At 65.9% G+C, this 24,061-nt stretch carries 23 protein-coding genes; 15 read left to right on the forward strand and 8 right to left on the reverse strand.

Annotated features, from left to right (window positions below; all coding sequences use genetic code 11):
* Positions 1-112: 112 nt before the first annotated feature.
* Entirely contained in the window at positions 113-757 is a 645-nt protein-coding gene (gene narL, locus L5014_RS22385; protein ID WP_238465927.1) for a two-component system response regulator NarL, read from the forward strand.
* A gap of 636 nt (positions 758-1,393) precedes the next feature.
* Here the strand turns inward: narL and L5014_RS22390 are convergent.
* On the reverse strand, positions 1,394-1,603 hold the full coding sequence (locus tag L5014_RS22390; protein WP_238465928.1) for a hypothetical protein: 210 nt from the start codon (positions 1,601-1,603) through the stop codon (positions 1,394-1,396).
* 33 nt (positions 1,604-1,636) lie between these two features.
* Between L5014_RS22390 and L5014_RS22395 the strand changes: the two genes are divergently transcribed.
* Positions 1,637-3,718, forward strand: a complete 2,082-nt coding sequence (locus L5014_RS22395) for a sigma-54-dependent Fis family transcriptional regulator (protein ID WP_238465929.1) — start codon at positions 1,637-1,639, stop codon at positions 3,716-3,718.
* Positions 3,719-4,349: 631 nt separating this feature from the next.
* On the opposite strand, the gene L5014_RS22400 is transcribed toward L5014_RS22395, so the two are convergent.
* Genes L5014_RS22400 through L5014_RS22410 form a run of 3 tightly spaced genes read right to left on the reverse strand, consistent with a single transcriptional unit; the run spans position 4,350 to position 6,912 of the window.
* On the reverse strand, positions 4,350-4,925 hold the full coding sequence (locus tag L5014_RS22400) for an HAD-IA family hydrolase (RefSeq protein ID WP_238465930.1): 576 nt from the start codon (positions 4,923-4,925) through the stop codon (positions 4,350-4,352).
* A 45-nt stretch (positions 4,926-4,970) separates the two neighbouring features.
* Positions 4,971-5,843 (reverse strand): phosphoribulokinase, encoded by an 873-nt coding sequence (locus L5014_RS22405; RefSeq protein ID WP_238465931.1) that lies wholly within the window; start codon positions 5,841-5,843, stop codon positions 4,971-4,973.
* A gap of 10 nt (positions 5,844-5,853) precedes the next feature.
* A complete protein-coding gene (locus L5014_RS22410; protein WP_238465932.1) occupies positions 5,854-6,912 on the reverse strand; it encodes an FIG domain-containing protein in 1,059 nt (352 codons plus the stop codon).
* Between the two features lie 330 nt (positions 6,913-7,242).
* On the opposite strand from L5014_RS22410, the gene L5014_RS22415 reads away from it, so the two are divergent.
* The 8 genes from L5014_RS22415 (at position 7,243) to fae (ending at position 15,192) form a co-directional block, all read left to right on the forward strand.
* Positions 7,243-8,208 (forward strand): LysR substrate-binding domain-containing protein, encoded by a 966-nt coding sequence (locus L5014_RS22415; protein WP_238465933.1) that lies wholly within the window; start codon positions 7,243-7,245, stop codon positions 8,206-8,208.
* 187 nt (positions 8,209-8,395) lie between these two features.
* Positions 8,396-9,445, forward strand: coding sequence for a beta-ribofuranosylaminobenzene 5'-phosphate synthase family protein (locus L5014_RS22420; protein ID WP_238465934.1), 1,050 nt, complete (start codon positions 8,396-8,398; stop codon positions 9,443-9,445).
* 37 nt (positions 9,446-9,482) lie between these two features.
* Positions 9,483-10,412, forward strand: a complete 930-nt coding sequence (locus L5014_RS22425; protein ID WP_238465935.1) for an NAD(P)-dependent methylenetetrahydromethanopterin dehydrogenase — start codon at positions 9,483-9,485, stop codon at positions 10,410-10,412.
* A gap of 94 nt (positions 10,413-10,506) precedes the next feature.
* A complete protein-coding gene (locus tag L5014_RS22430) occupies positions 10,507-11,715 on the forward strand; it encodes an ATP-grasp domain-containing protein (RefSeq protein ID WP_238465936.1) in 1,209 nt (402 codons plus the stop codon).
* On the forward strand, positions 11,690-12,727 hold the full coding sequence (gene mch, locus L5014_RS22435; protein WP_238465937.1) for a methenyltetrahydromethanopterin cyclohydrolase: 1,038 nt from the start codon (positions 11,690-11,692) through the stop codon (positions 12,725-12,727). Before L5014_RS22430 ends, mch begins: the two co-directional genes overlap by 26 nt.
* Before the next feature lies 1 nt (position 12,728).
* On the forward strand, positions 12,729-13,691 hold the full coding sequence (locus L5014_RS22440; RefSeq protein WP_238465938.1) for an ATP-grasp domain-containing protein: 963 nt from the start codon (positions 12,729-12,731) through the stop codon (positions 13,689-13,691).
* Positions 13,688-14,695 (forward strand): triphosphoribosyl-dephospho-CoA synthase, encoded by a 1,008-nt coding sequence (locus L5014_RS22445; RefSeq protein WP_238465939.1) that lies wholly within the window; start codon positions 13,688-13,690, stop codon positions 14,693-14,695. Before L5014_RS22440 ends, L5014_RS22445 begins: the two co-directional genes overlap by 4 nt.
* Entirely contained in the window at positions 14,683-15,192 is a 510-nt protein-coding gene (fae, locus tag L5014_RS22450; protein ID WP_238465940.1) for a formaldehyde-activating enzyme, read from the forward strand. The genes L5014_RS22445 and fae overlap by 13 nt, the downstream gene beginning before the upstream one ends.
* A 117-nt stretch (positions 15,193-15,309) precedes the next feature.
* On the opposite strand, the gene L5014_RS22455 is transcribed toward fae, so the two are convergent.
* Positions 15,310-15,834, reverse strand: a complete 525-nt coding sequence (locus L5014_RS22455) for a dihydroneopterin aldolase (protein ID WP_420800114.1) — start codon at positions 15,832-15,834, stop codon at positions 15,310-15,312.
* A gap of 333 nt (positions 15,835-16,167) precedes the next feature.
* Here L5014_RS22455 and L5014_RS22460 point away from each other — a divergent pair, with 333 nt between their 5' ends.
* The 4 genes from L5014_RS22460 to L5014_RS22475 all read left to right on the forward strand — a co-directional run bounded on the left by L5014_RS22460 (position 16,168) and on the right by L5014_RS22475 (position 19,589).
* Entirely contained in the window at positions 16,168-16,791 is a 624-nt protein-coding gene (locus L5014_RS22460) for a flavoprotein (RefSeq protein ID WP_238465941.1), read from the forward strand.
* A 66-nt stretch (positions 16,792-16,857) separates the two neighbouring features.
* Complete coding sequence (locus tag L5014_RS22465) at positions 16,858-18,255, forward strand: DUF6513 domain-containing protein (RefSeq protein ID WP_238465942.1); 1,398 nt, start codon at positions 16,858-16,860, stop codon at positions 18,253-18,255.
* The gene (locus tag L5014_RS22470) at positions 18,256-18,876 is read left to right on the forward strand and encodes a DUF447 domain-containing protein (protein ID WP_238465943.1); all 621 of its coding nucleotides are present in this window, start codon (positions 18,256-18,258) and stop codon (positions 18,874-18,876) included. It abuts the gene before it with no gap.
* Between the two features lie 17 nt (positions 18,877-18,893).
* Complete coding sequence (locus tag L5014_RS22475) at positions 18,894-19,589, forward strand: (5-formylfuran-3-yl)methyl phosphate synthase (protein ID WP_238465944.1); 696 nt, start codon at positions 18,894-18,896, stop codon at positions 19,587-19,589.
* Between the two features lie 661 nt (positions 19,590-20,250).
* Here L5014_RS22475 and L5014_RS22480 read toward each other — a convergent pair.
* Genes L5014_RS22480 through L5014_RS22490 form a run of 3 tightly spaced genes read right to left on the reverse strand, consistent with a single transcriptional unit; the run spans position 20,251 to position 23,047 of the window.
* Positions 20,251-20,841, reverse strand: coding sequence for an amino acid kinase family protein (locus L5014_RS22480; RefSeq protein ID WP_238465945.1), 591 nt, complete (start codon positions 20,839-20,841; stop codon positions 20,251-20,253).
* A 36-nt stretch (positions 20,842-20,877) separates the two neighbouring features.
* Positions 20,878-21,936: a hydantoinase/oxoprolinase family protein gene (locus L5014_RS22485; RefSeq protein WP_238465946.1), complete on the reverse strand. Its 1,059-nt coding sequence runs from the start codon at positions 21,934-21,936 to the stop codon at positions 20,878-20,880.
* Positions 21,926-23,047, reverse strand: a complete 1,122-nt coding sequence (locus L5014_RS22490; protein WP_238465947.1) for an ATP-grasp domain-containing protein — start codon at positions 23,045-23,047, stop codon at positions 21,926-21,928. Before L5014_RS22490 ends, L5014_RS22485 begins: the two co-directional genes overlap by 11 nt.
* 12 nt (positions 23,048-23,059) lie before the next feature.
* On the opposite strand from L5014_RS22490, the gene L5014_RS22495 reads away from it, so the two are divergent.
* Positions 23,060-23,830 carry a HisA/HisF-related TIM barrel protein gene (locus L5014_RS22495; protein WP_238465948.1) on the forward strand — a complete coding sequence of 257 codons (771 nt, stop codon included), beginning with the start codon at positions 23,060-23,062 and terminating at the stop codon, positions 23,828-23,830.
* Positions 23,831-24,061: the final 231 nt, after the last annotated feature.

Here is a 24,061-nt window from a genome sequence, read left to right on the forward strand (position 1 = left end):
TCCGGTTGTTGTGCCCGCTGTGCATTGCAATGACGCAAGCAAGCGCGGCAAGACACCGAACACGCCGTTCCAGTAGAGACAGGTAGTCTGGTTAACGCGCCAAGGAAACGCCATGCCTCCCCATTCCGTTTTGCTTATCGACGACCATGCACTCTTTCGCAAAGGCGTCGCGCAGCTCATCCAGATGAATCCGCTGTTCTCGATCGCGGGCGAAGCCGCCTCGGGCCGCGAAGGCGTGGAGATGGCCGCGCGCCTGAAGCCTGAAGTCGTATTGATCGACCTGAACATGCCGGAAGTGAGCGGCATCGAGACCCTTCAATTGATGCGCGACGCTGGCGTGAACGCGCGCTTCATCATGCTGACCGTCTCGGATCATGAGCGCGACGTGGTCGCCGCGCTGCGCGCGGGCGCTCATGGCTATCTGCTCAAGGACATGGATCCCGAGGATCTTTGCATCACGCTGCAAAAAGCATTGGCGGGCGCGGCCGTGCTCAGCGACGCGGTCACGGGGAGTCTCGTGCAGGCCCTCTCGGGCGGCCAGCGCATGGCGCCCGCGCAATCGGATCTCACCGCGCGTGAAGTCGAGGTGCTCGATTACCTTGTTGAAGGGATGTGTAACAAGGTCATTGCGCGCAAGCTTGGTATCAGCGTGGGGACTGTGAAGGTTCATGTGAAGCATGTGCTGCGTAAGCTTGATCTGCATTCGAGGCTCGAGGCCGTGGTTTGGAGGCATGAGCAGGGGTCGAGAGAGCGCTAGAGCCTGCGGTGGGCTGATTTTGGTGGGGCGCTGGGGGCGGTGGCCTTGTCTTGTTTTCGTGTCGGTCTATTAGTGTTGCCCCTGTGCGGGGCGGCACCTACAGCCTTGGCCTTTCCTTGTATTCGTGTCGGTCTGCTAGCGTTGCCCCTGTGCGGGGCGGCACCTACTTTTCTTTGCAGCGGCAAAGAAAAGTAGGCAAAAGAAAGCCGCTCACACCGCTAGTGTGACGCAGTGGACCACTTGCCCATTATCGGAGCGGTTCCGGAGCGTCTGTCACCACGCGCCGTACAACGGAGTGACCAAGGGCTCATTCCTCCGGCGGCGCTACGCGCGCCGTGGGGCATAACCCCAAACCAGTGGAGCGCATGCGCATCGATAGGACGCGTGCATTTTCGCTCGTTCATAAGCACCCCCGGTTTCCCTGGCAGACCCGACCGCTGCGCGCGTAGCGAGCAGCGGGATGAATGAGCCCTTTGTCACTACGTTTAAAGGTGCGAGGTGACAGATGCCCCGGAACCACTTCGATCACGGGCAAGAGGTGGACGGCGTCACACTAGCGGTTTGAGCCGCTTTCTTTTGCCTACTTTTCTTTGCGGCTGCAAAGAAAAGTAGGTGCCGCCCCGCACAGGGGCAACGCTAATAGACCGACACGAAAGCAAGGAAACGCGACAAAGCCACCGCGAACACAAGGAAACGCGAAGGAAACACGAAAAAACAAACCTCTACCCACAAGGAGGTAGCCCCATAAGGCGAATTGTCACCAGAAATTTGACTGCAAATAATTGGCTCCATCAGGCTGGCAGCAGCGCCGCCATTCAACGGCGCTACGCCCATCGATGTGCTCATTATTGGCAATCGAAGACTCCGGAGACACGTGTCATGCAGTCAACCCAATATGCCGATGAATGTATTGAGCGGCCGGCCCGCGCGAGCGGCATAGACAGCGTATTGCGCCAGCGGCTCGGACACTACGAGCCGAGCGCGGCCATCGTGCGCTCGTGGACGCGCTGCCTGAACGACTACGGGCTCGACCCCGATGCCTGCCGCCCACCGCCCGTGCTCACGAGCATCGAACTCGCGCAGCGCCGCGAGCGCCTCGCCGATCTGATCGGCTGCGCAAAGCTCGAAATGACGACGCTCTATCAACAACTGGGCGATGCCGATCTCGCAGTCGTGCTCAGCGACGCGGACGGCGTGATCCTGCATCTCGTGTCCTCGGCAAGCTTCGCGGAGCAAGTGGAAGACTGGGGCTTTTGCGCGGGCGCGGTCTGGAGCGAGCGCGAAGCGGGCACCAACGGCATGGGCACCTGCCTTGCCGAAGGCGAAGCGCTCGCCGTGCGCCAGCACGAGCATTTCTTCTCGCGCTATGCCGCCCTCACCTGCTCGGCCGCGCCCGTATTCGACGAGCGCGGCGCGCTCGCGGGCGTGCTCGACGTGACGAGCCGCTCGCAGTTGCAGCAACAACATTCGCTCGTGCTGGTGGGCATGTCGCGGCAGATGATCGAGAACCGTCTGCTCGATGCGCGCCACACGCAGGCGCACATGGTGCACTTTCATAGCCGCCCGGAATTCGTGAATACGCTGCATGCCGGCAAACTGACAATCGACGAGAGCGGCCTCGTGCTCGGCGCGAACCGCAGCGCGCTGTTTCAACTCGGCTTTGGCACGCTGGCCGAAATCGCCGGCAAGCGCATCACCGATCTCTTCAACGCCACACTCGCCGATCTCGTCGCGCGCAGTGTGCAGAGCTCGTTTCACCCGGTTGCCGTGTATCGCGCTCATGCGCCGAATCGTTTCTTCGCGGTCGCGCAAGCACCGCTCAAGCAAACCGTGGCGAACATGGGCCGGACCATGGTGCAGCCTGCCGCCGCGCTAGATCCCCAAAAACCGCACGAGGGCGAAACGGCCACGCCACGCCGCGCGCCCGCGCGCAACCCCGGGCGTGCTTCGGGTGGCCCGCGCGTCGAATTTGGCGACGCGCATCTCGCGAGCCAGTTGCGCCTTGGCGAACGCGTGATCGATCGCGGCATCGCCGTGCTCGTGCGCGGCGAGACGGGCTCAGGCAAGGACGTGTTCGCCAATGCGCTGCACGCGGCCAGCGCGCGCCGCGACGGGCCGTTCGTCGCGATCAATTGCGCGTCGTTGCCCGAGCATCTGATCGAAAGCGAATTGTTTGGCTATCGCGCGGGCGCATTCACAGGCGCGCAGCGCGAGGGACGGCGCGGCAAGATCCTGCAGGCCAACGGCGGCACGCTCTTTCTCGACGAGATCGGCGACATGCCGCTCGCACTCCAGGCGCGGCTGCTGCGCGTGCTCGAAGAGCGCGAAGTGACACCGCTTGGCTCGGAGGCGGTCATCAAGGTCGATTTCCAGCTTATCAGCGCGAGCCATCGCGACCTTGCTGCGCTTGTTGCTAACGGACAGTTTCGCGAAGACCTCTACTACCGGCTCAACGGTGTGGCGGTGAGCGTGCCGCCGCTGCGCGAGCGCGAAGACAAGCTCGATTTGATTCTTCATCTGCTTGAGCAGGATAACGAAGTACCGCCGATGCTGGGCCGGGACGCCCGGCGGATTCTGCTTGCGAGTGCGTGGCCGGGCAACGTGCGCCAACTGCGCAATGTGCTGCGCACGGCTGCCGCGCTGTGCGACGGGCCGGAGCTTACTGCAGCGCATCTGCCTGCGGAGCTCGTTGGGGGGGCGGTGCTGCCCGCTGTGCAGAGGGGCGATGCAAGCGGGTATACGCCGCTTGCGATGGCATCGGATGGCGATGGGGACATCGATCAGCGTGACGATGGTGATGATGGCTGCGAGCCGCTCAATGCCATCCTGCAGGCGGAGCGCGATGCGCTTATGGGATTGCTGGATATGCATCGATGGAATGTTAGCGAAGTCGCTAATGCTTTGGGCGTTACGCGTAATACGTTGTATCGGAAAATGCGCAGGGTTCGGATCAAGCGATGATGTTATGCACGCTTTGGTGCTTTGGTGCCTTGTCTATTTGTCGCGTTTCCTTGCTTTCGTGTCGGTCTATTAGTGTTGCCCCTGTGCGGGGCGGCACCTACTTTTCTTTGCAGCGGCAAAGAAAAGTAGGCAAAAGAAAGCCGCTCAAACCGCTAGTGTGACGCCGTCCACCACTTGCCGTTAGTCGAAGTGGTTCCGGGGCATCCGTCATCTCGCACCTTCAATGTTAGTGACAAAGGGCTCATTCATCCCGCTGCTCGCTACGCGCGCAGCGGTCGGGTATGCAGGGGAAACCAAGGGTTCTGCCGTGGCACTCGAATACGCACGTGCTGCATCGATTCGTATGCATTCCTCTGGTTTTGGATTATGCCCCACGGCGCGCGTAGCGCCGCCGGAGGGATGAGTCCTTGGTCACTCCGTTGTACGGCGCGTGGTGACAGACGCTCCGGAACCGCTCCGATTACGGGCAAGTGGTGGACGGCGTCACACTAGCGGTTTGAGCGGCTTTCTTTTGCCTACTTTTCTTTGCCGCTGCAAAGAAAAGTAGGTGCCGCCCCGCACAGGGGCAACACTAATAGACCGACACGAATACAAGGAAACGCGAAACAGCAAAAAACAAGAAAAAAGAAATTCAGATATACAACCCAGCCCAATCATCATGCCGATAACCGGCCTGCACGACACGCCTGGTGCGTTTAGGCTGCTGGGGACTCCCAATCAACTCCAGCAACTCGCCAAGCGAATCGATCACCTGCAGACAAGGCGATTCCGCCTGATCACCACCCCCAGAACGAGCGGAGCCCCCAACATAATTCACCCGAACCAACTGCATCCCGGCGGCCTGCGCGGCGAGCGCATCATTCTCGGAATCCCCTACATAAAGCGCATGAGCAGGCTGCACCGCCAGCGCCTCACAGGCATGCAACAGCGGCGCCGGATGCGGCTTACGCTGCGCGACAGCGCCACCATCCACCACAATATCGAACCACATCGACAGCCCAAAGCGCTGCAGCACAGGTTCGACCGCATCCATCGCCTTGTCGGTCACCATTCCGAGCTTCAACCCCATGCGCCGCAATCCATCGAGCGCGATCTCGACATCGGGAAAAAGCTCCGCCAATTGGCCGCCGATGCGCTTGCCATGCAAGGTGCTGGCAAGATCGAACAGGACAGCGTCGATGGGCAGTTTGCGCGACATGACTTGCATGAAAGTATCTCCTGTTGTTAGGCGCGCCGTCAGGTCCTCGGGCCCTCAGGCCGCGCGTTGTTGCCGATCGATCATCTTGAGGATCATCGGCGTAAAGATCAGTTGCATCGCGAGCCCCATCTTGCCGCCCGGCACGACAATCACGTTGGGCCGGCTCATGAACGAGTCCTGCAGCATCGTCAGCAGATAGGGAAAATCGATCCCCTTCGGATTGGCGAAGCGGATCACCACAAAGCTCTCGTCGGCGCTCGGTATATCGCGCGCCGTAAATGGATTGGACGTATCCACGGTCGGCACCCGCTGAAAATTCACGTGCGTTCGGCTGAACTGCGGACAGATGTAATGCGCGTAGTCGGGCATGCGGCGCAGGATGGTGTCCATCACCGCTTCCTGCGAGTAGCCGCGCAACGTCTTGTCGCGATGCAGTTTCTGGATCCACTCGAGGTTGATGATGGGCACCACGCCCACGAGGAGATCCGCGTGCTGCGCCACGTCGATGCCGTGGCCGACGAAGCCGCCATGCAGCCCCTCGTAAAAGAGCAGGTCGGTGTCCGGCTCGACGTCGGTCCACGCGGTGAATTTGCCCGGCTCCACGTCGTATTCCAGCGCTTCGGCTTCGTCGTGGATATACTTGCGCACGCGGCCCCGGCCAGTTGCGCCGTACTGCCTGAACAGATCTTCGAGCCGGTCCAGCAAGTTCGCATCGGGACCGAAGTGGCTGAATTGCTGGCGCTGTTCTTCCGCCTCCTTCATCGCGATGTGCATGCCCTCGCGGTCGTGACGGTGGAACGCATCGCCCTCCACGATCTGCGCCTTCAGCTTCTCGCGCCTGAAAATGTGCTGAAAGCTGTTCATTACCGTGGTCGTGCCCGCGCCGCTCGAACCGGTGACCGCCACGATCGGATGTTTGATCGACATGGTCTCTCGCTCAGGCGCAGGCTTCGGGCCGGAACAGCGAACGCTCGTTAAAGAGCGGCGAATCGAACGGCCGGTCCACGCCACGCTCGTACTCGCCGTAATAGCGCTCGAGCCGCGCGACTTCGCGCGTCGTTCCCAGCACCATGCCCGTGCGCTCGTCGAGTGCGCCGGGCCGCAAATCGAGCACACGCTCGCGTCCCGTGCTGGCCGCGCCGCCCGCCTGCTCGATCAGCCACGCGAGCGGCTGTGCCATGTGCACCAGGTTCAGGCCGCTTGCGCCCTGCGCCTCGCGGGGCTCGCGCGGCACGATGCTCACGCCGCCGCGCACCAGGATGCGATGCAGGTCGGCAACCGCGCAGCCGCCAAAGCGCAGGCTGAAGTCGTGCTCGCGCTCGCCCACGCTGCCCGCCCGGCATTCGCGCACATAGCGCAGCACCGGCGGCTCCCAGGCGTGCTCGCGCGCGCCGTCGATCGCGAGTTCGACGCCCCCCTCCGGCACGCGCATCGCGTGGTGCGTGAGCACGAAGGTGCCGCTCGCGCGATCGAGCGTGAAGCCGTGGGTGCCGCGTCCGAGTGTCAAGACGAGCAGCGTCGAAGGGCCGTAGAGCGCATGGGCCGCCGCGCGCAGGGCATCGCCGCCGCGCCGCCATGCGGCCTCCCGCGCGTCCTTATCCGTCGATTCGCTCGCAGCCTCGCGCACCGAAAAAATGCTGCCCGCCACGCCGTTTTCCGCGATTTGCGCTGCCCCGTCGAGCGCTTCGAAGGCCAGCAGATAGCCTTTGCGAGCGGTTGCCGTCGTGGCCCATGTGCTGTTCGTTTGCGCCGCTGAATAGCCCGCTATACACGCGCTGCGCTCGCACAGCCCCATCATCAATTGGCGCGCGAGCGCCTGGGCGCCTGCGCCCGCGCTGCCATCGAGCATGACCCTCTCGATCATCGCTGCGATGGCGCGCACCGCAAGCGCGATCTCGCCGATTACGCTACGCAGGCGGTATGCACCGGCTTCGTCGTGTGCGCCGTCCAGTGCGCGTGCAAGGAAGTCGTCGAGCGTCATGTATCGGGATGGCATGGTCGCCTCATTGCAGGAGTTCAGAAAGCTTCGCACCGCGCGAAATGCGCGGCCCGCACGAATACCGGCAGCAAGAGCAAGATGCCTGCCAACCTCCGCGACCCGTTACTGCGGCTGGCCTCGCCAGCCGCGTCGACACCGCGCGTTTTCACCTGCGCTTTTCATCTGCGCTTTTCACCTGGACTTCGCCGGCGTTCGATTCGAACGCCCGCTTTGCACAACACGGCTCAACGATAAAGCGCTGATCGAATCAGCGAAATTCAGATATTCTTAGCCATCCTATAAGGGATCCCTTACCTGTTCGCGCGCCAGCGCTTCTTCGGGTTAGTCATGCTCAACTTCGTTCGCACGCTCACGCTGCGCCAGTTGCAGATCTTCGCCGCCGCCGCGGAGCACGTGAGCTTCGTGCGCGCGGCGCAAGAGCTTCATCTCACGCAGCCGGCTGTCTCCATGCAGATCAAGCAGCTCGAAGAAGCCGTCGGCCTGCCGCTTTTCGAGCGCATCGCGCGCCGCATCGTGCTGACCGAAGCCGGCACCACGCTCGCGCATCATGCGCAGCGAATCCTGGGCGAGGTGAAGGACGCCCAGGATGCGTTGCAGTCGCTCTTGCTTGCCGACAGCGGCGCGATCTCAGTTGGCCTCGTAAGCACCGCGCGCTATTTCGTGCCGCAACTGATTGCGCGCTACTGCGCCCAGTTTCCGAAGGTCGAAGTGCGCTTCACGATCGCCCCACGCGAGCCGCTGTTGCGCATGTTGCAGGACAACGCCATCGACGTCGCGGTGATGGGCCGCCCGCCGCGCGATCTCGACGCCATCGCCGAGCCGCTCGCGTATAACCCGCAGGTGATCGTCGCGGCGCGCGATCACGCGTTCGCGGCGGCGCGGCGCATCGACGTGCAGGAGCTGCGCCATGAGACCTTCCTCATGCGCGAGCCGGGCTCGGGCACGCGCACCGTCGTCGAGCAAATGTTCAAGCATCATCTTTTCTCTCCCGCGAAAATCGTCACGCTCGATAGCAACGAGACCATCAAACAAGCCGTGATGGCGGGCATGGGCATCAGCCTGCTTTCGCTGCACACGTTGCGGCTCGAATTGCGCACGCGCGAAATCGCGCTGCTCGACGTGAGCGGCACGCCCATCGACCGCGCGTGGCAGATCGTGCATCTGAACGCGCGCCAGCTCTCGCCCACCTGCCAGTCGTTCCGCCGCTTCGTACTGGAAAACACCGAGACATACCTCGCCCGCGAATACGGGGATCTGCCCACGCACCCGGTGCGCATCCGGCAAGACGAGTGACACACTGTCACCGATACGGCGCATGTGTGCGTTCGAGCAGAGCGACGCTTGCGCGCTAGCGCGCACTCGATACATCCGCTCCACGCAGGCGCTTGAGTCGATCTGCGCGCACACGCGGCCCGTATGGCATGACGCTTGCATGAGTCGGCGGACCAGGCCGTCCGCTCACCGATGCGAGGAAGCGCTCATGACGCAATACGCCACGACGCAATACCCCACGAAAGCCGCGAGTGCCGTCACCGTGAATGCACCCGGTCGACTGCATCTGGGCTTTCTCGATCCGGGCGCGTCACTCGGCCGGCGCTTCGGCAGCCTCGGGCTCGTGATCGACGGCATCAGCACGACGCTCGAAATGCGGCTCGCCCGCAGCCACAATCCTGGCGATAACAACGAAAGCGACAGCGATCATTACGCCGCCCCGCCCTATGCGAGCGAGGAGCTGCCGCGCCTGCGCGCGCATATCGAGGCGCTCAAGCGCCTGAGCGGCCGGCGCGAATCGCTCGATGTGCGCTTGCGCCACGTGCTGCCGGTTCATGCGGGCCTCGGCTCCGGCACGCAGCTCGCGCTGTGCGCCGGTCATGCGTTCGCGCGGCTGCATCGGCTCGAACTCGACGCTACGCAGCTTGCACTCGCACTCGCGCGCGGCGCGCGCTCGGGCGTTGGCGTGGCGGGCTTCGAGCAAGGCGGGCTGATTCTCGACGGCGGTCCGCGCTCGGCAACGGAGCTGCCGCCCGTGCTGTCGCGCCTGGCGTTTCCCGACGAATGGCGCGTGCTGCTCGTGCTCGACGACGCGCGCAGCGGCTTGTCCGGTCCCGCCGAACGCCAGGCGATGGCCGCGTTGCCGCCGTTTCCGCAGGAGCTGGCCGCGCATGCCTGCCACCTCGCGCTGATGCAGATCCTGCCGGCCGCCGCGGAGCACGATTTCGCGCCGTTCGCGCGCGGCGTGAGCGAGTTGCAGGAACGCATTGGCCGCTATTTCGCGCCTTCGCAAGGCGGTATCTACACGAGCGCGGCCGTCGCGCGCGTGCTCGACTGGATCGGCGCGCGGCATCGCGCCGGCATTGGACAAAGCTCGTGGGGGCCCACGGGCTTCGCGATCCTGGCCTCGCACGACGAGGCCGCCCACGCCGTGGCGGCGGCGCGCGAGGCCGGTGTGGTCGGTCCCACGCTGCGGCTCGAAATCGTCAAGGGGCGCAACGCGGGCGCAACCGTCATTCATGCGCCGGGCAATGCCTGACGCCCTCTTTCAACCTCTCTTGCACATCGGACAAACGATGGAACGCCCCTTCATTCTCCACATGTTCACGCCGACCCGGCAGATGAGCCCATTCGACGTGAACATGGCCGTCGATGCGGGATACCAGGTCGTCGTGCCCTACGCCGACGTCGGCATCGACAACATCGCGGCCCTCACGCAGGACGCCATCTTTTCGCGCGGCCCCAAAGGCGTGGCGCGCACGGGTCTGTTCATCGGCGGACGCGACGTCGTGCTGGCCGCCGACATGCTCAAGCGCGCGCGCGAAGCGATGGTGCCGCCGTTCGAGGTCTCCGTGTTCGCCGACCCGAGCGGCGCCTACACGACAGCGGCCGCGCTGGTCGCGAGCGTCGAATGGCATCTGCGGCGCACGCACGGTGAAGCGCTCGAAGGCAAGCGCGTGGTCGTGCTGGGCGGCACGGGACCCGTGGGCGTAATCGCGGGCGTGCTGGCCGCGCGCGCGGGCGCGCTCGTGTCGATCGCCAGCAGTCGAGGTCTCGAAGCCGCACAGGCCGCGAGCGGGCGCATCAACGCGCGCTTCGACGTGCAGACGCGCGGCGCCGATGCCCAGCTCACCGAAGCGCTCGACACCACGCTTGCGCGCGCCGAGCTGGTGTTCGCGACCGCAGCGGCGGGCGTGCAGGTGATGAACACGCGTCAAGTCGATCAGGCGTCCCAACTACTCGTGGCCGCCGATGTGAACGCGGTGCCGCCAGCCGGCATCGACGGCGTGGGCGTCGCCGACGACGGCAAGCCGTTCGGAATGCACCGTGCGCTCGGCATTGGCGCGCTGGCGATCGGCAACGTCAAATACCAGGTGCAGCGGCGCTTGTTCGAACGCATGCTCGCGAGCACCAGGCCGGTCTACCTCGGCTTCGAAGAGGCCTTCGCGCTCGCACGCGAGGTCGTGGCCGAAGGTGAGGCCAAGAGCGAAGTTCAGGCAGCGTGAGGCCCGTGTGATCCCGCGTGATCCCACCCGAAGCCGCGATGCGCCACGCGCAGCCCAACCATTACCGCGGCTACCGCTGCAAAGAGGCGCGTTCGTGACGCGGCCCGCCATTGTCGTGGCCGGGCTCTGCGCGCGGATGCTCGCGGAGTCGGCGCGTCGCGCGGGCTGGCGCGTCATTGCGCTCGACCTGTTCGGCGACAGCGATACGCGTGGCGCCGCGCAGCGCTGGCATCCGGTCGGCCAGGCCGCGACGCTCGCGCTCGATCCGGCGCGCACGCGCGCGGCGCTGGAGCGCGCGAGCTTCGAGCCCGGCGTGATGGGCTGGATCGCGGGCAGCGGCTTCGAGGCCTGCCCCGCGCTGCTGCGCACGCCCATTGCGGGGTTGCCGCTCATCGGCAATGCGGCGCCGGCCCATGACGCCATGCGTATGCCCAGCCGCTTTTTTTCCATGTTGAGCGAGCACGGCATTGCCTTTCCCGACACGCGGATGGAGCCCCCGCCCGACATGAGCGGGTGGTTACGCAAGGAGGCTTCGGGTACGGGCGGCTGGCATATTCGCCTTGCGGATTCAGCCAACGGATCAGCCCATGACGCGCGCGACGGCGTCTATTACCAGCGGTTTTGCGAAGGCCGACCGATGTCGGCGCTCTTTCTCGCCGATGGCCGCCACGCGACCGTGCTGGGCATCAACGAACAGCTCGTCTCGCGGCATGGGGAACATCCGTTCGCCTGGCGCGGCGCGATCGGCCCCGTGCAGGTGGGCGCCCCACTCGCGGATGCGGTGCGCCACGCCGTGCAGGCGATCGTCGCGGCTAGCGGGCTCGTGGGGCTCAACAGCCTCGATTTCCTGAGCGACGGCGAAGGTTGCGTCGTCCTCGAAGTCAACGCGCGCCCGTCGGCCACGATGGCGCTCTACGACTGCGATCCCCATGCCCCGCTGCTCGCGCGTCACGTGCGCGCTTGCCAGGGCGAGTCTCTTGAAACGCGCGAAGTAGAAGCAGTAGAAGCAGTAGAAGGCGCCATCGCGCACACGCCGCCCGTGCGCGGCCAACTCGTGGTGTTCGCGCAGGAAGATTACGCCATCACGCCCGCATTCGAAGATCAGGCGCGGCGGCTTGGCTGGTGCCACGACATTCCCGTGGCCGGCAGCGCGATTGCTGCCGGCACGCCGCTTTGCACTGTCTCGGCAGCCTGTGCGCCGGGCACATCCGTGGATGCGGTGCGCGCCACCCTCGCCGCCCGCGCCGCCGCCATCGAACCCTTGCTGAAGGTGTCCCATGAACGCTCATTCGCCCCTCGTTGAACACGTTGCGCATGCAACCGCATCCGCATCGCTCAGCGTCAACGCACTCGCACAGTCCTTGCTCGCCACGCTCCTCGAACGGCAGACCGAGCTGGGCATCACCGCGCGCCGCGACGCGCGCGGCGTGCTGATCGTCGATGCCGGCATCGACGCGCCCGGCAGCGTGGCCGCCGGCGCCGAGATCGCCGCGATCTGCATGGGCGGGCTTGGCACGGTGCGCGTGCGCGCGAGCAGCGGCGCCAGCGCGCGCGACGAATGGCCCACCGTGGTCGAGATTGCGAGCGCGCAACCCGTGCTCGCCTGCCTCGCAAGCCAGTACGCGGGCTGGAGTCTTTCCGCCTCGAAAGAGGAGACCGGCGGCAAGAAGTTCTTCGCGCTCGGCTCGGGACCGGCGCGCTCGCTCGCCTGCAAGGAGCCGCTTTACGAGGAACTCGGTTATCGCGACGTCTCGAAGCGCGGCTGCCTCGTGCTGGAGGTGGACCGCGCCCCGCCCGAAGTCGTCATCGACAAGATCTTGCGCGATTGCGCGCTGCAGGCGCACGAGCTCACGCTGATCCTCACGCCCACGGCCAGCCGCGCGGGCACGACGCAAGTGGTCGCGCGCGCGCTCGAAGTGGCGCTGCACAAGGCGCATGTGCTGGGCTTCGCGCTCGGCGACATCGTCGAGGGCAGCGCAAGCGCGCCGCTGCCGCCGCCCGCGCGCGAAGCGATCGACGCGATGGGCCGCACCAACGACGCGATTCTCTATGGCGGACGCGTCCACCTTACCGTCAATGGCGGCGACGAAGCCGCGCGCGATCTCGCGCAGCGCCTGCCCTCGTCGGCCTCGCGCGACTTCGGCCGCTCGTTCGCCGAAATCTTCACCGAATACGACTACGACTTCTATCAGATCGACCCGGCCCTGTTCGCGCCCGCCGAGGTCTGGGTCAGCAGTCTCGCGACGGGCCGCACCTGGCACGCGGGCGCGACACGCTTCGACCTGCTGCATCCGCTGTGGCTCGGCGAGGCGTGACATGAGCACAAGCGCGAACCCAAGCGGACCGCGCGTCGCCATCATGACCGACGAGACCGGCTGGCACACCTCGCGCCTGAAGCGCGCGCTGCGCGAGCGCGGCGCGCAAGGGCGCTGCGTGGATCTCGCTGACTGCCGCATCGATACCACCTGGGCCGCGCACGGCCTCGTGATTCCGGGCTATGGCCGCGGCCTGCCCGATGCCGTGATCGTGCGCGGTATCGCGGGCGGCACGTTCGAGCAGGTGACCGTGCGCCTTGGCATCCTCCATGCGCTGCGCGAGCTGGGCGTGCCGGTCTACAACGACGCGCGTGCGATCGAGCGCAGCGTCGACAAGTCGATGACGTCGTTCCTGCTCCATCGCGCCGGTATCCCCACGCCGCCCGCGTGGGCCGGCGAGTCCGTGCCGCACGCGCGCCGCATCGTGATGCGCGAGGCGGCGGCGGGCCGCGAGGTCGTGCTCAAGCCGCTGTTCGGCTCGCAAGGCAAGGGGCTCGTGCGCCTTGCAGGAAGCGGTGAAAGCGGCTGCGCGGCGCTGCCTTCATTGCGGGCCTATGGCGGGCTCGCGTATATGCAGCGCTTCGTCCCGCCGGTCGCCACACCCGGCTTCGACTGGCGCGTGCTGGTGGTGGGCGGCAAGGCGGTCACGGCCATGCGGCGCGTGAGCGAGCACTGGGTTCACAACGTCGCGCAAGGCGGACGCTGCGAAGCCCAGCCGCTGACGCCCGCACTCGCGCAGCTCGCCGAGCGCGCGAGCGCCGCGCTCGGGCTCGACTATGCCGGCATCGATCTGGTGCCTTGCCGCGCCACCGACGCTGGCGCCCAGGTCATCGAAGTCAACGGCGTGGCTGCGTGGCGCGGTTTGCAGTCCGTAACATCGTTCGATATCGCAGGCTGTATCGTCGACGACTTGCTCACGCGCAGGCTCGGGTACGTATGCACGCCGCGCGAGGCGGTCGCATGAGCGCGCGGCCGGAACAGAAGTTCATCCCCGCAGCGACGACAGCGACGGTAGCGGCGATCGAAGCCGCATTTCTCTGGGCCTGCGAGCAGGACGTCGTGTGCGCGAAGCCCGGCAACGTCAGCGTCGCCTCAGCCGGGCACGGCATGAACGCGGAACATTTTCTCGCCAGCGCGCGAGCGGCCTGCACGCCGCTCGCGCGTGCCGGCGCGTCGGTGGGCGCACGCATCGAGGCGGCCATCGCCAGCACGCGTGCCGTGGCCGGGTGCAATACCAATCTCGGCATCGTATTGCTCTGTGCACCGCTTGCTGCCGCGTTCGCTGCCGCATTCGAAGCCAGTACGACGCCGGCCGCATTGCCCGCCGCATTGCCCGCCTGCGCGGCATCCTTGCGAGAGGTACTGCGCGCATTGAGCGTGGAGGACGCCTGCGCCGCCTATCGCGCGATCGCGCTTGCGAATCCAGGCGGACTCGGCGCGGCGGACAGCCAGAGTGTCGGCACGACGCCCACGGTCGATCTGCGCGCCGCCATGACGCTCGCCGCCGGGCGCGACAGCATCGCGCGCCAGTACGCCGAAGACTTCCGCGACGTGCTGGGCTTCGGCCTCGCCACGTTTCGCGCGGCCTGCGCCGCACGGTCCACTGCGCGGTCCGCCGCACGGTCCGCTTCACCCACGCCCCTCGCCGACGCGGTGCTGCTCACCTGGTTCGGCTTCCTCGCGCGCTGGCCCGATTCGCACATCGCGCGCAAGCACGGCAACGCCTGCGCGCAGCGCGTTTCGGACGAAGCGGCGGCGTGGCTCGCGCAGGGCGACGCGCGCCTTTGCGCACCGCATGCGCTCGACGACTGGGACGCGGCGCTCAAGGCCAGCGGAATCAATCCGGGCACGAGCGCGGACCTCACGGTCGCGACGCTCTTCGCGGCCGCCTGCCTCGACCCGTCGATGATTGCGCCTTTAACCGATTTTTCACTGGCTTCAACGGAGACAACCACATGGCAAAGATAGATCGCGTACTCGTTGGCGAATCGCTCGTGGGCGAAGGCAACGAAGTCGCGCACATCGACCTGATCGTCGGCCCGCGCGGCTCGGCGGCGGAAAGCGCGTTCTGCAACGCACTCACCAACAACAAGGATGGCTTCACCTCGCTGCTCGCCGTGGTCGCGCCCAACCTGCTCGCCAAGCCCAACACGGTGCTGTTCAACAAAGTGACGATCAAAGGCGCGAAGCAGGCGGTGCAGATGTTCGGCCCGGCGCAGCGCGCGGTGGCGCTCGCGGTTGCGGACAGCGTGGAAGACGGCACGATTCCCGCCGACGAAGCCGACGACGTCTTTATCAGCGTGGGCGTGTTCATTCACTGGCAGGCCGAGGACGACCAGAAGATCCAGGACTACAACTATCGCGCGACGCGCGAGGCGCTCAAGCGCGCCGTGAACCGCGAACCGCGCGCGGCCGAGGTGGTGCGCCGCAAGGGCGAGACGAAGCATCCGTTCGCCGCGAACTGAGCGGCGCGCGCGACCCAGGCACTCAACTCATCGAGCGCACCGGGCGGGGCGCTCCTGCGTTGCACACCACACCGGCGACACCGGACGGAGCTTGACAAGCCCCGTCCGTCTGCCCGTTCAAAACGTCCCTTCCGGCGGAAACATACCCGCGCCGAGCAGCGCAAGCGCCGCGCCCTCGCGCTTGTACGCGGGGGCCACACTCGCGCGACGCCGCTCGATCGTCACGCCCACCGCCTTCACATTCGCGAACTTGTTCGGCTTCACTAGCGCAACCCGCACCCAGTGCGCGCCGAAATCGACCAGCAGCATTTGCGCAATCACCTCGGCCAGCGCCTCGAGCAGTTGCACGCCATGATTCGACAGCAAGGCCTGCAACGCACCGTGGACTTTCCCATAGTCGATGGTGTCGTTGATCGCGTCGGTATCGCACGCGCGGCTGCGCGGCAGGCCCGCCCAGAGATCGATCTGCACCGGTTGCGGGTCGTGGAGTTCCTCCGGGTCGATGCCGATCACCGTCTCGCCGGTAAAGCCCTCGATAAAGATGAGATCCATCGGTTGCGCGCCCTCGCCTTCAATGTGGCGCGCCGCGTTGGCTGCCCGCCTCGCGGGCCGGTCGAACATGCTGGTGTCGATTGCGTTCATGCTTGCTCCTCTCGCTTGCCCTGGATGGGTCGGCCCGATCCCATGCAAGAACCGTCCCAGGCACGAATGTCGCAAGTAGAACCCGCGTAATGGCTCACGGCAGGTTCACGGCAACGCGACAGTGCGGCAAATACGCGGCAAATACGCGGCAAATACGCGGCAAAACGCGGTTCTGGCGTGGCAAAGCGCATCTGGCACGCCGCGCGCCCGGTGACACTGTGTATCGCAAACTGCGCAAGCTGCCAGCCGAATCAAAAATCGCATGTGAACACCGCGCCCGACAACGACCCGATAACGACCCCACAACGACCCGATAACGACAGCAGACAGACAATGACCCGAGCGCATCCATCGAACCAGGCGCACCCAACCCACGAAGGCCAGGACGACGCGGCACTGGCGAGGCCTCGCCTTGCATGGGCCATCACCGGATCGGGGCATTGCCTCGAAGAATCGCTCGCGCTTGCCGCCGAGATGCCGAACGTCGACCTGTTTCTCTCGCGCGCCGCCGAGGAAGTGCTGCCGCTCTACAAGATCGGCATCGCGCAGCTAAAGGCGCGCTTTCGCGTGTTCCGCGACAACAGCGCGAGCGCCGTGCCGGTGGGCATGTTCTACGAAGCGGGTCTCTATCACACGCTCGTGATTGCCCCGGCCACCAGCAACACCGTGGCGAAATGCGCGTTCGGCATCTCGGACACGCTGCCGACCAATCTGTTCGCCCAGGCCGGCAAGCTCGGTATTCCCGGCATCATCTTTGCATGCGACACGGAACCGGTCGTGGTCACGAAAAGCCCGTTGGACTGGGTCGAACTGCGGCCGCGCAACATCGAGTTGCACAACGTCGAGCGCCTGCGCCAGATCGATCACTGCGTGGTAGCCAATTCGATCGATGCGCTGCGCGCGGCGCTCGACACGCGCTATCGAACGCTCGGCCTGCTTGCGGCCGTGTCTGAATAACCCGGTTGGTTGACGATAAAAGCGACGATCAAAGCAACGATCCAAAGCGAGCCCGACTCACACACCATGGAACACATCGTCTTTCTCACCGGACGCCTCGCCCAGCCCGGGCTCGAACGGGTGCTGCGCAGCCTCGAGCCCGCGCCGTTCACCTGGGAGATTCGCGAGATCGGCCTGCAAGTGGCCGCGCTGATGACGGCGGACATGATCCGCCGCCGCGTGAGCGCGCCCATCGCGGCCGACCGCGTGATCGTGCCAGGCCGCTGCCGGGGCGATCTCGACGCACTCTCGGCCCACTACGGCATCCCCTTCGCGCGCGGCCCCGAAGAGCTCAAGGACCTGCCCGCCTACTTCAACCGCGCGGCGCGGCCCGTCGATCTCTCGAAGTACGACATCGCCATCTTCGCGGAGATCGTGGATGCGCCCCGGCTCGACGTCGAGGCCATCTGCCAGCGCGCCGCACAGCTTCAGGCCGACGGCGCCAACGTGATCGATCTCGGCTGCCTGCCCGCCACGCCATTCCCGCATCTGGCCGACGCGGTGCGCGCGCTCAAGGAGCGCGGCTTCGCGGTCAGCGTCGACTCGATGGACGCGAAAGAACTCGTGCGCGGCGGCCGCGCTGGCGCCGACTATCTGCTCAGCCTCTCGACCGAAACGCTGTGGATTCTCAACGAGGTCGAATCGACGCCCATTCTGGTGGCGCGCGAGAGCGCCGACGAAGCGTCGCTCTTCACCGCGATCGAAACCGTGAGCGCGATGGGGCGGCCGTTTCTCGCCGATCCGATTCTCGATCCGATTCCATTCGGTCTCCTGAAATCGCTGATGCGCTACCAGCGCGTGCGCGACGCGTTCCCCGATGCGCCCATCATGATGGGCGTGGGCAACGTCACCGAGCTTACCGAGGCCGATACGTGCGGCATCAACGCCGTGCTGCTCGGCATGGGCGCGGAACTGGGCATTGCCGCCATCCTGACGACTCAGGTCAGCCAGCACGCCCGCCGCGCGATTCGCGAAGCGGACGTCGCGCGGCGCGTCATGTACGCCGCGCGCGAGCAGCGCACGCTGCCCAAGGGCATGTCCGACGCGTTGATGACGGTTCATGCGAAGCGGCCCTTTCCCGACTCGCCCGAAGAGATTGCAGAAACCGCGCGTGCGATCCGCGATCCGAATTTTCGCGTGCAGGTATCGAGCGCCGGCGTGCACGTCTACAACCGCGACGGCCACCATGTCGCCATCGATCCGTTCGCGCTCTGGCCGCGTCTGAAGCTCGAAAGCGACGGCGCGCACGCGTTCTATATGGGCGTGGAACTCGCGCGCGCCGAAGTGGCGTGGCGCCTCGGCAAGCGCTACGCGCAGGATCAGTCGCTCGACTGGGGCTGCGCCGCGGAGCGCGACGCTGCGCGTGATGCCGATAATCTGCTCGAACAATGCGCGCCAGGCACGACGCTGCGTAAGGAGGCCTGAATGATCCACGAAACTGTAGTCACCACCTGCTCATCCGACGGCACGCCGCATATCGCGCCGATGGGCGCACGCCTCGAGCGCGACCGTGTGGTGCTGATGCCGTTCACGCCATCGACCACCTACGACAACATCATGACGAGCGGCTATGCGGTGATGAATTTCACCACCGACGTGCGCGTGTTTGCCGGCTGCGTGACGGACCGCCGAAGCTGGCCGACGCTGCCTGCCGGGACGGTGCCGGGCGTGCGTCTCGCGGGGGCGCTCGCGCATACCGAATTGCGTCTCGTCGACACGAGCGGCGACCCGGCCCGCCCGGTGCTGACGTTGCGCCGCGTGGCCGAGGCAACGCACGCACCGTTCACGGGATTTAACCGCGCGCAGGCCGCCGTGATCGAAGCCGCCGTGCTGGTGAGCCGCCTGCACCTGCTGCCGCGCGAAAAGATCGAAACGGAAATGGCGTGGCTCACGATCGCCATCGAGAAAACGGCAGGCCCCGCCGAGCGCGAAGCCTGGCGGTGGCTGACCGAAGCCACGGCTGCTTACTATTCAAACAGCGGTTCCATCAACGAATCCCTCCACGACTCACACAACGAGCGCGCCTGCATGCGCGAACCGACATGATCCGACTCCTTACCAGTGTGCGCGACCTCGCCGAGGCGCGTGAAGCAGCCGCCGCAGGCGCGGATTTCATCGACCTCAAGGAACCGCGCGCGGGAGCACTGGGCGCATTGCCGGCGACGCGCGTCGCGAGCATAGTCGGTGCGTTGCGCGAGAGCTATCCGGACCTGCCCGTGAGCGCGACGATTGGCGACCTGCGCCCCGGCGACCACGCGGCCGTGGCGCATCATGCGAACCGTATTGGGCGCTGCGGCGTGGATTACGTGAAAGCGGGCGTGGCCCCAGGGCCCACGGCGCGCGAGACGCTCGAACGCATGCGTGCGCTGCGCTGGAACATGGTGCCGGTGCTGCTGTGCGACGACGGGCTCGATCTCAGGCTGGTTGAATATGCGTGCGAGTTGAAGTTCGCTGGGGTGATGGCTGATACGCAGCGCAAGGAAGCGGGCAGCCTGTTTCATTGCGTGCCGCTTGCTGTGCTCGATAGCATGGTGCAGATTGCGCGGGCGCATGAAGTGATGGTGGGAATTGCTGGTGCGCTGCGGGTTGAGCATGTGCCGCGCGTGCGGGCGCTGTTGCCGGATTTTGCGGGGTTTCGGAGTGCGTTGTGTGATGGGGCTCGGACGGGAAGGCTTGAGGGTGAGAGGGTGCGGGCGCTGCGGGTCGCGTTGAAGGGGGGAGTGGAAGCGGTGTCGTGTGAGCCACTTCAGGCTGCGTGATTTATGGTGGTCGTGGGTTCTGGTGCGGGTTCTGGTTTGTTGTCGCGTTTCCTTAGGTTCGCGGTGGCTATTGTCGCGTTTCCTTGTATTCGCGGTGGTCTATTAGCGTTGCCCCTGTGCGGGGCGGCACCTACTTTTCTTTGCAGCCGCAAAGAAAAGTAGGCAAAAGAAAGCGGCTCAAACCGCTAGTGTGACGCAGTACACCTCTTGCCGTTGATCGAAGTGGTTCCGGGGCATCTGTCACCTCGCACCTTTAAACGTAGTGACAAAGGGCTCATTCATCCCGCTGCTCGCTACGCGCGCAGCGGTCGGGTATGCATGGGAAACCAGGGGTTCTGCCTGGGCACTCGAATACGCATGCGCTGCATCGATTCGTATGTATTCCTCTGGTTTTGGATTATGCCCCACGGCGCGCGAAGCGCCGCCGGAGGAATGAGTCCTTAGTCACTCCGTTGTACGGCGCGTGGTGACAGACGCTCCGGAACCACTCCGATTACAGGCAAGTGGTGGACGGCGTCACACTAGCGGTTTGAGCGGCTTTCTTTTGCCTACTTTTCTTTGCCGCGGCAAAGAAAAGTAGGTGCCGCCCCGCACAGGGGCAACACTAATAGACCGACACGAATACAAGGAAACGCGACAACCCACGCCCAAAAAACCACCATCAAGAAACATCCACATTCAACAGCAACTCCCGAACCCTCCCCCAATCGTTTTTATTAAGGATATCCACCGGATAAGAAGCCTCCCTGATAACCTCAGAAAATCGCTTATCAACCACCCCTTTCTCAGCATATTGCGCGAAGTCGCAAGCAAAATCGACCTCACACGACTTAACGACCATCAACCGTTCAGCATTAAGCCGATTAGCCAGCCACGCCGCCAGCGAATCCGACGTCACATCCCAGCTCGTGAGCGTATCGGCCTCCTGCCGCATCAAACCGAACGGCGCCCAAACAGCGGTCCGTCCTTCATGCAACGCATGCCGAATCTGCGACTCGGTCGCCGCAACCACGAGCCTGCGGCACAAACCCTGCATCATCAACGCATGCTGCGCCATGGCAAGCACCGCCATATTGTGCGCAGCAAGATCATCGAATCGCCAGATCGCCTGATGCTCGCGCACTTGATCTGCGAAGCCGCCGCCGCCCGGCACGATCACCACGCGCCCACCGCCCAGTTCGTTCAATTCGCGCAGCCACGTTTGCAGTAACGGGTCGCGGCTCATACTCCCGCCGATCTTCACCACCCACATAGGCGCTCCCCCAACGGCACCGGCCATCCCGCCGTGTCACACGAGCGCCGCATCGGCTGTCTCCGCGAACAGCAGCGCAACCGCCGCGCTCGGCGCGCAGACCTGCGCCCATCCAGCCGCGCCGCCCGGCGCCTCGACGAGCTTGCCGAAGCGCACGGTCTCATACCCGCACGAACGCGCGAGCGCCTCGACCAGAAATGCGCCGCAGCCCGCCGCCACCAGCCGCACGGCACCGCGCGCCGGACCGACCTTCCCCAGCACCCGCGTGAGATTCGCGGCCAGATACCCGAGTTGCAGATCGCGCCATTGGCAGGCGAAGGCAATCCATTCGGATTCCGATGCATCTCTCGCGTCATGGCCAATCATGCGCGCGAGCCGCCGGTGCGTGGCCACGGCGTCCTTGCTTGCGCCGTCCGCGGCGGGATGCTGATCGTGCATGGGGGCAAGCTCGCCGGTGAGACGGTACACGTCGGCCGTGGTCGCGAAGTGCTCGTTCATGACGTTCCAGGTTTCACCGCGAAAGCCGATGCGCTGCGCGAGCGCGCATAGCGGCGTGCGCACGACGCCCTGATAGACCAGTTCCCCCGTGCGCAGACGCGCCGCGTCGTCGGCGCCGCGCGCGGCGATCCGGCCACCGCGCACCATGATCAGGTCCGTCGTCGTGCTGCCGATGTCGACCAGCACTGCATTCGGCACCCGCCGCGCAACCACCTGGGCGGTGGCGAGCCAGTTGGCCGAGGCGATGTGCGTCCAGTGCGCCGCGACCTCGTCCAGCGCGCACCAGCGCCCCTCGCCTGCATAGAAGGCCACGCGCTCGCCCAGACGCGCAGCGAGTCGCTGCGCAAGCGCGGCCACGCCGGCCTCGCGATGCTCGAAGAGATCGACCATCTCGCCCGTCATCGTCACCGCATGGCAGGCCTCGCGATAATCGGGCCAGCGCGCGGCGGCCTGGGCCAGCACCGCGTCCAGTTGCACGAGGCCTTGCCAGAGCGGGCAGGGCCATTGCACGACGTCGATCACGCGGCCCTCCTCCACGCGCGCCGCCTTCACGTGCGCGCCCCCGATGTCCCAACCGATCACGAGGTCATGCGACATGGCAGATCTGCTCGGCGGTGTCATGTGCCGTGTCGTGTGCCGTGTCGTGTGCCGTGTCGGGCGCCGTGTCGGGCGCCGTGTCCTGCGTGATGTCGTGCATCCCGTCGCTCGCTTCGTGTTCGAGTTCGTGCTCAACTTCGTATTCACGTTCGCGCTGAAATTCGCGATGCGCCGCCAGCACGCGCGCCGCGAGATTCATGTCGAGCCGCGCCGCAAGCCCCGCATAGGCGCAGGTCACGCGCGGATTGATTTCGACGATCACGGGTCCCCGCTCGCGATGCCAGACCACATCGATACCGACGAAGCCCGCCAATCCCGGCAGCGTGCGCGCCACCCGCGCCGCCAGCTCCGCGCAGGCGCGGCCAACGAGACTGTCGAGCGCAATCGCGCCCACGGTGACGCCCTCATAGGCGAGGCGTCCCTGCGTGACGTTCACGTGCTGCCAGTTGACGCTCAGCAGTTCCGCGCGGCCCCGCGTGCACAGCAGCGAAAGACTCAGCGCGTCGCCTTCCACCCATTCCTCGAGAGTCACGTCCTCCTGTGCCGCGAGGCGCGCGAGAAACGCGGACTGGGCCGCACGAAAGTCGTGATAGACATGGGTATCGATTGCGCCTGCACCGTCGTCGGGCTTGACGACCCACGCGCTAGCGCCGGGCTCCAGCGGCGCGTCGGCCGACCAGGCGCGCGTGGTTGCGATGCCCGCTTGCGCGAGATGCCGCGCCGTCCTGCGCTTGCTGCTTGCCACCTGGAGCGCGGCGGCATCGCAGCCGATCCAGCGCGACGCGCCCACCGCGCCGCACAGCGCGGCCAGCACGCCGTCCGTCTCGGGCGCAATCACCCAGACCGCGTCGTGACGCTGCGCCTCTTCACCCACGAACGCAACGGGGTCATGCCCGCGCGGCGGCACACGCCACGTCAGCGAAGGCGCGCGCGGCGCAGCGGCCGTATCGCCCGCGGCACAGATGCACGTCACCTCCACGCCCGCAGTGCGTGCGAGGTCGCCGGCCACCGGATCGCGCATCGCGCGCCCCATCGCGAGCATCTCGGGCCTGGCAGCCGCCGACGCATCGCCGCCCGCACTGATATATTCGTAGACCAGCACCTTCGTCATCGCTCGCTCCCCATGCAAATCATTCCCGTTATCGACGTGCTCGGCGGCATCGCAGTGCGTGCCGTACGCGGCGAACGCAGCCGCTATCGCCCGCTCGAATCGCAACTGTGCAGCGGCAGCGATCCGGTGGACGCCGCGCGCGCCCTCCTCGACTACTGTGGCGCCTCCGTGCTCTATGTCGCCGATCTCGACGGCATCGTGCACGGCGCACCGCAACGCGACCTGCTCGCCCGGCTCGCCGGCGCGCTGCCCGGCGTCGAGCTGTGGCTCGATGCGGGCTTTGCCGATCCTCACGCGGCCAGCGCACTGCTTGCTCCACTGCGCGAAAGCGGCACCACCGGCAGCGCTTCCCGCAGTGCTTCCGTCGGTGCCGCCCGCAGTGCCCCCCGCAGTGCCCCTCGCAGTGCCCCCCGCAGTGCCCCCATCACGCCCGTCTTCGGCAGCGAATCGCTGCAGCCCGGCGCAATGCCCCATCTGCCCGCCGATGCGCTGCTCTCGCTCGACCGCCGTCACGACACGCCGCTCGGCGATCCGCACTGCTGGACCGACACGTCGCACTGGCCCGCGCGCCTGATCGTCATGACGCTGGAGCGCGTGGGCTCGTTCGACGGCCCTGCGCTCGACACGATCGCCGAGGTCCGCGAACGCGCGGGGCAGCGGCAGATCATCGGCGCGGGCGGCATTCGCAACGCCGACGATCTGCAAGCGGCGGCCACCTCGGGCGCGAACGCGTGGCTTGTGGCCTCCGCGCTGCACGAGCGGCGTATTCCCGCGGCGTCCTGAATGGAATACGCGACCCGCGTGCGGCACCGTCCACATCGCGACAATCACGTTTCGTGCCAACGGCGCCAATGCGCGCGCGCAAAACATCGCGCCGGTGTTTAACGGCTCGTGAGGGTAGTCGGTAGCACCCCAAGGCAGCGTGCTGCGTTGCGCGTTTGATGGTGCATTGGCGTGCGCATTGGCGAGTGCGTTGGTGAGTGCGTTTGCGAGTGCGTTGGCGGCCAGAGCGGA

It is taken from the genome of Paraburkholderia tagetis (assembly GCF_022213065.1).
Lineage (GTDB): Bacteria > Pseudomonadota > Gammaproteobacteria > Burkholderiales > Burkholderiaceae > Paraburkholderia > Paraburkholderia tagetis.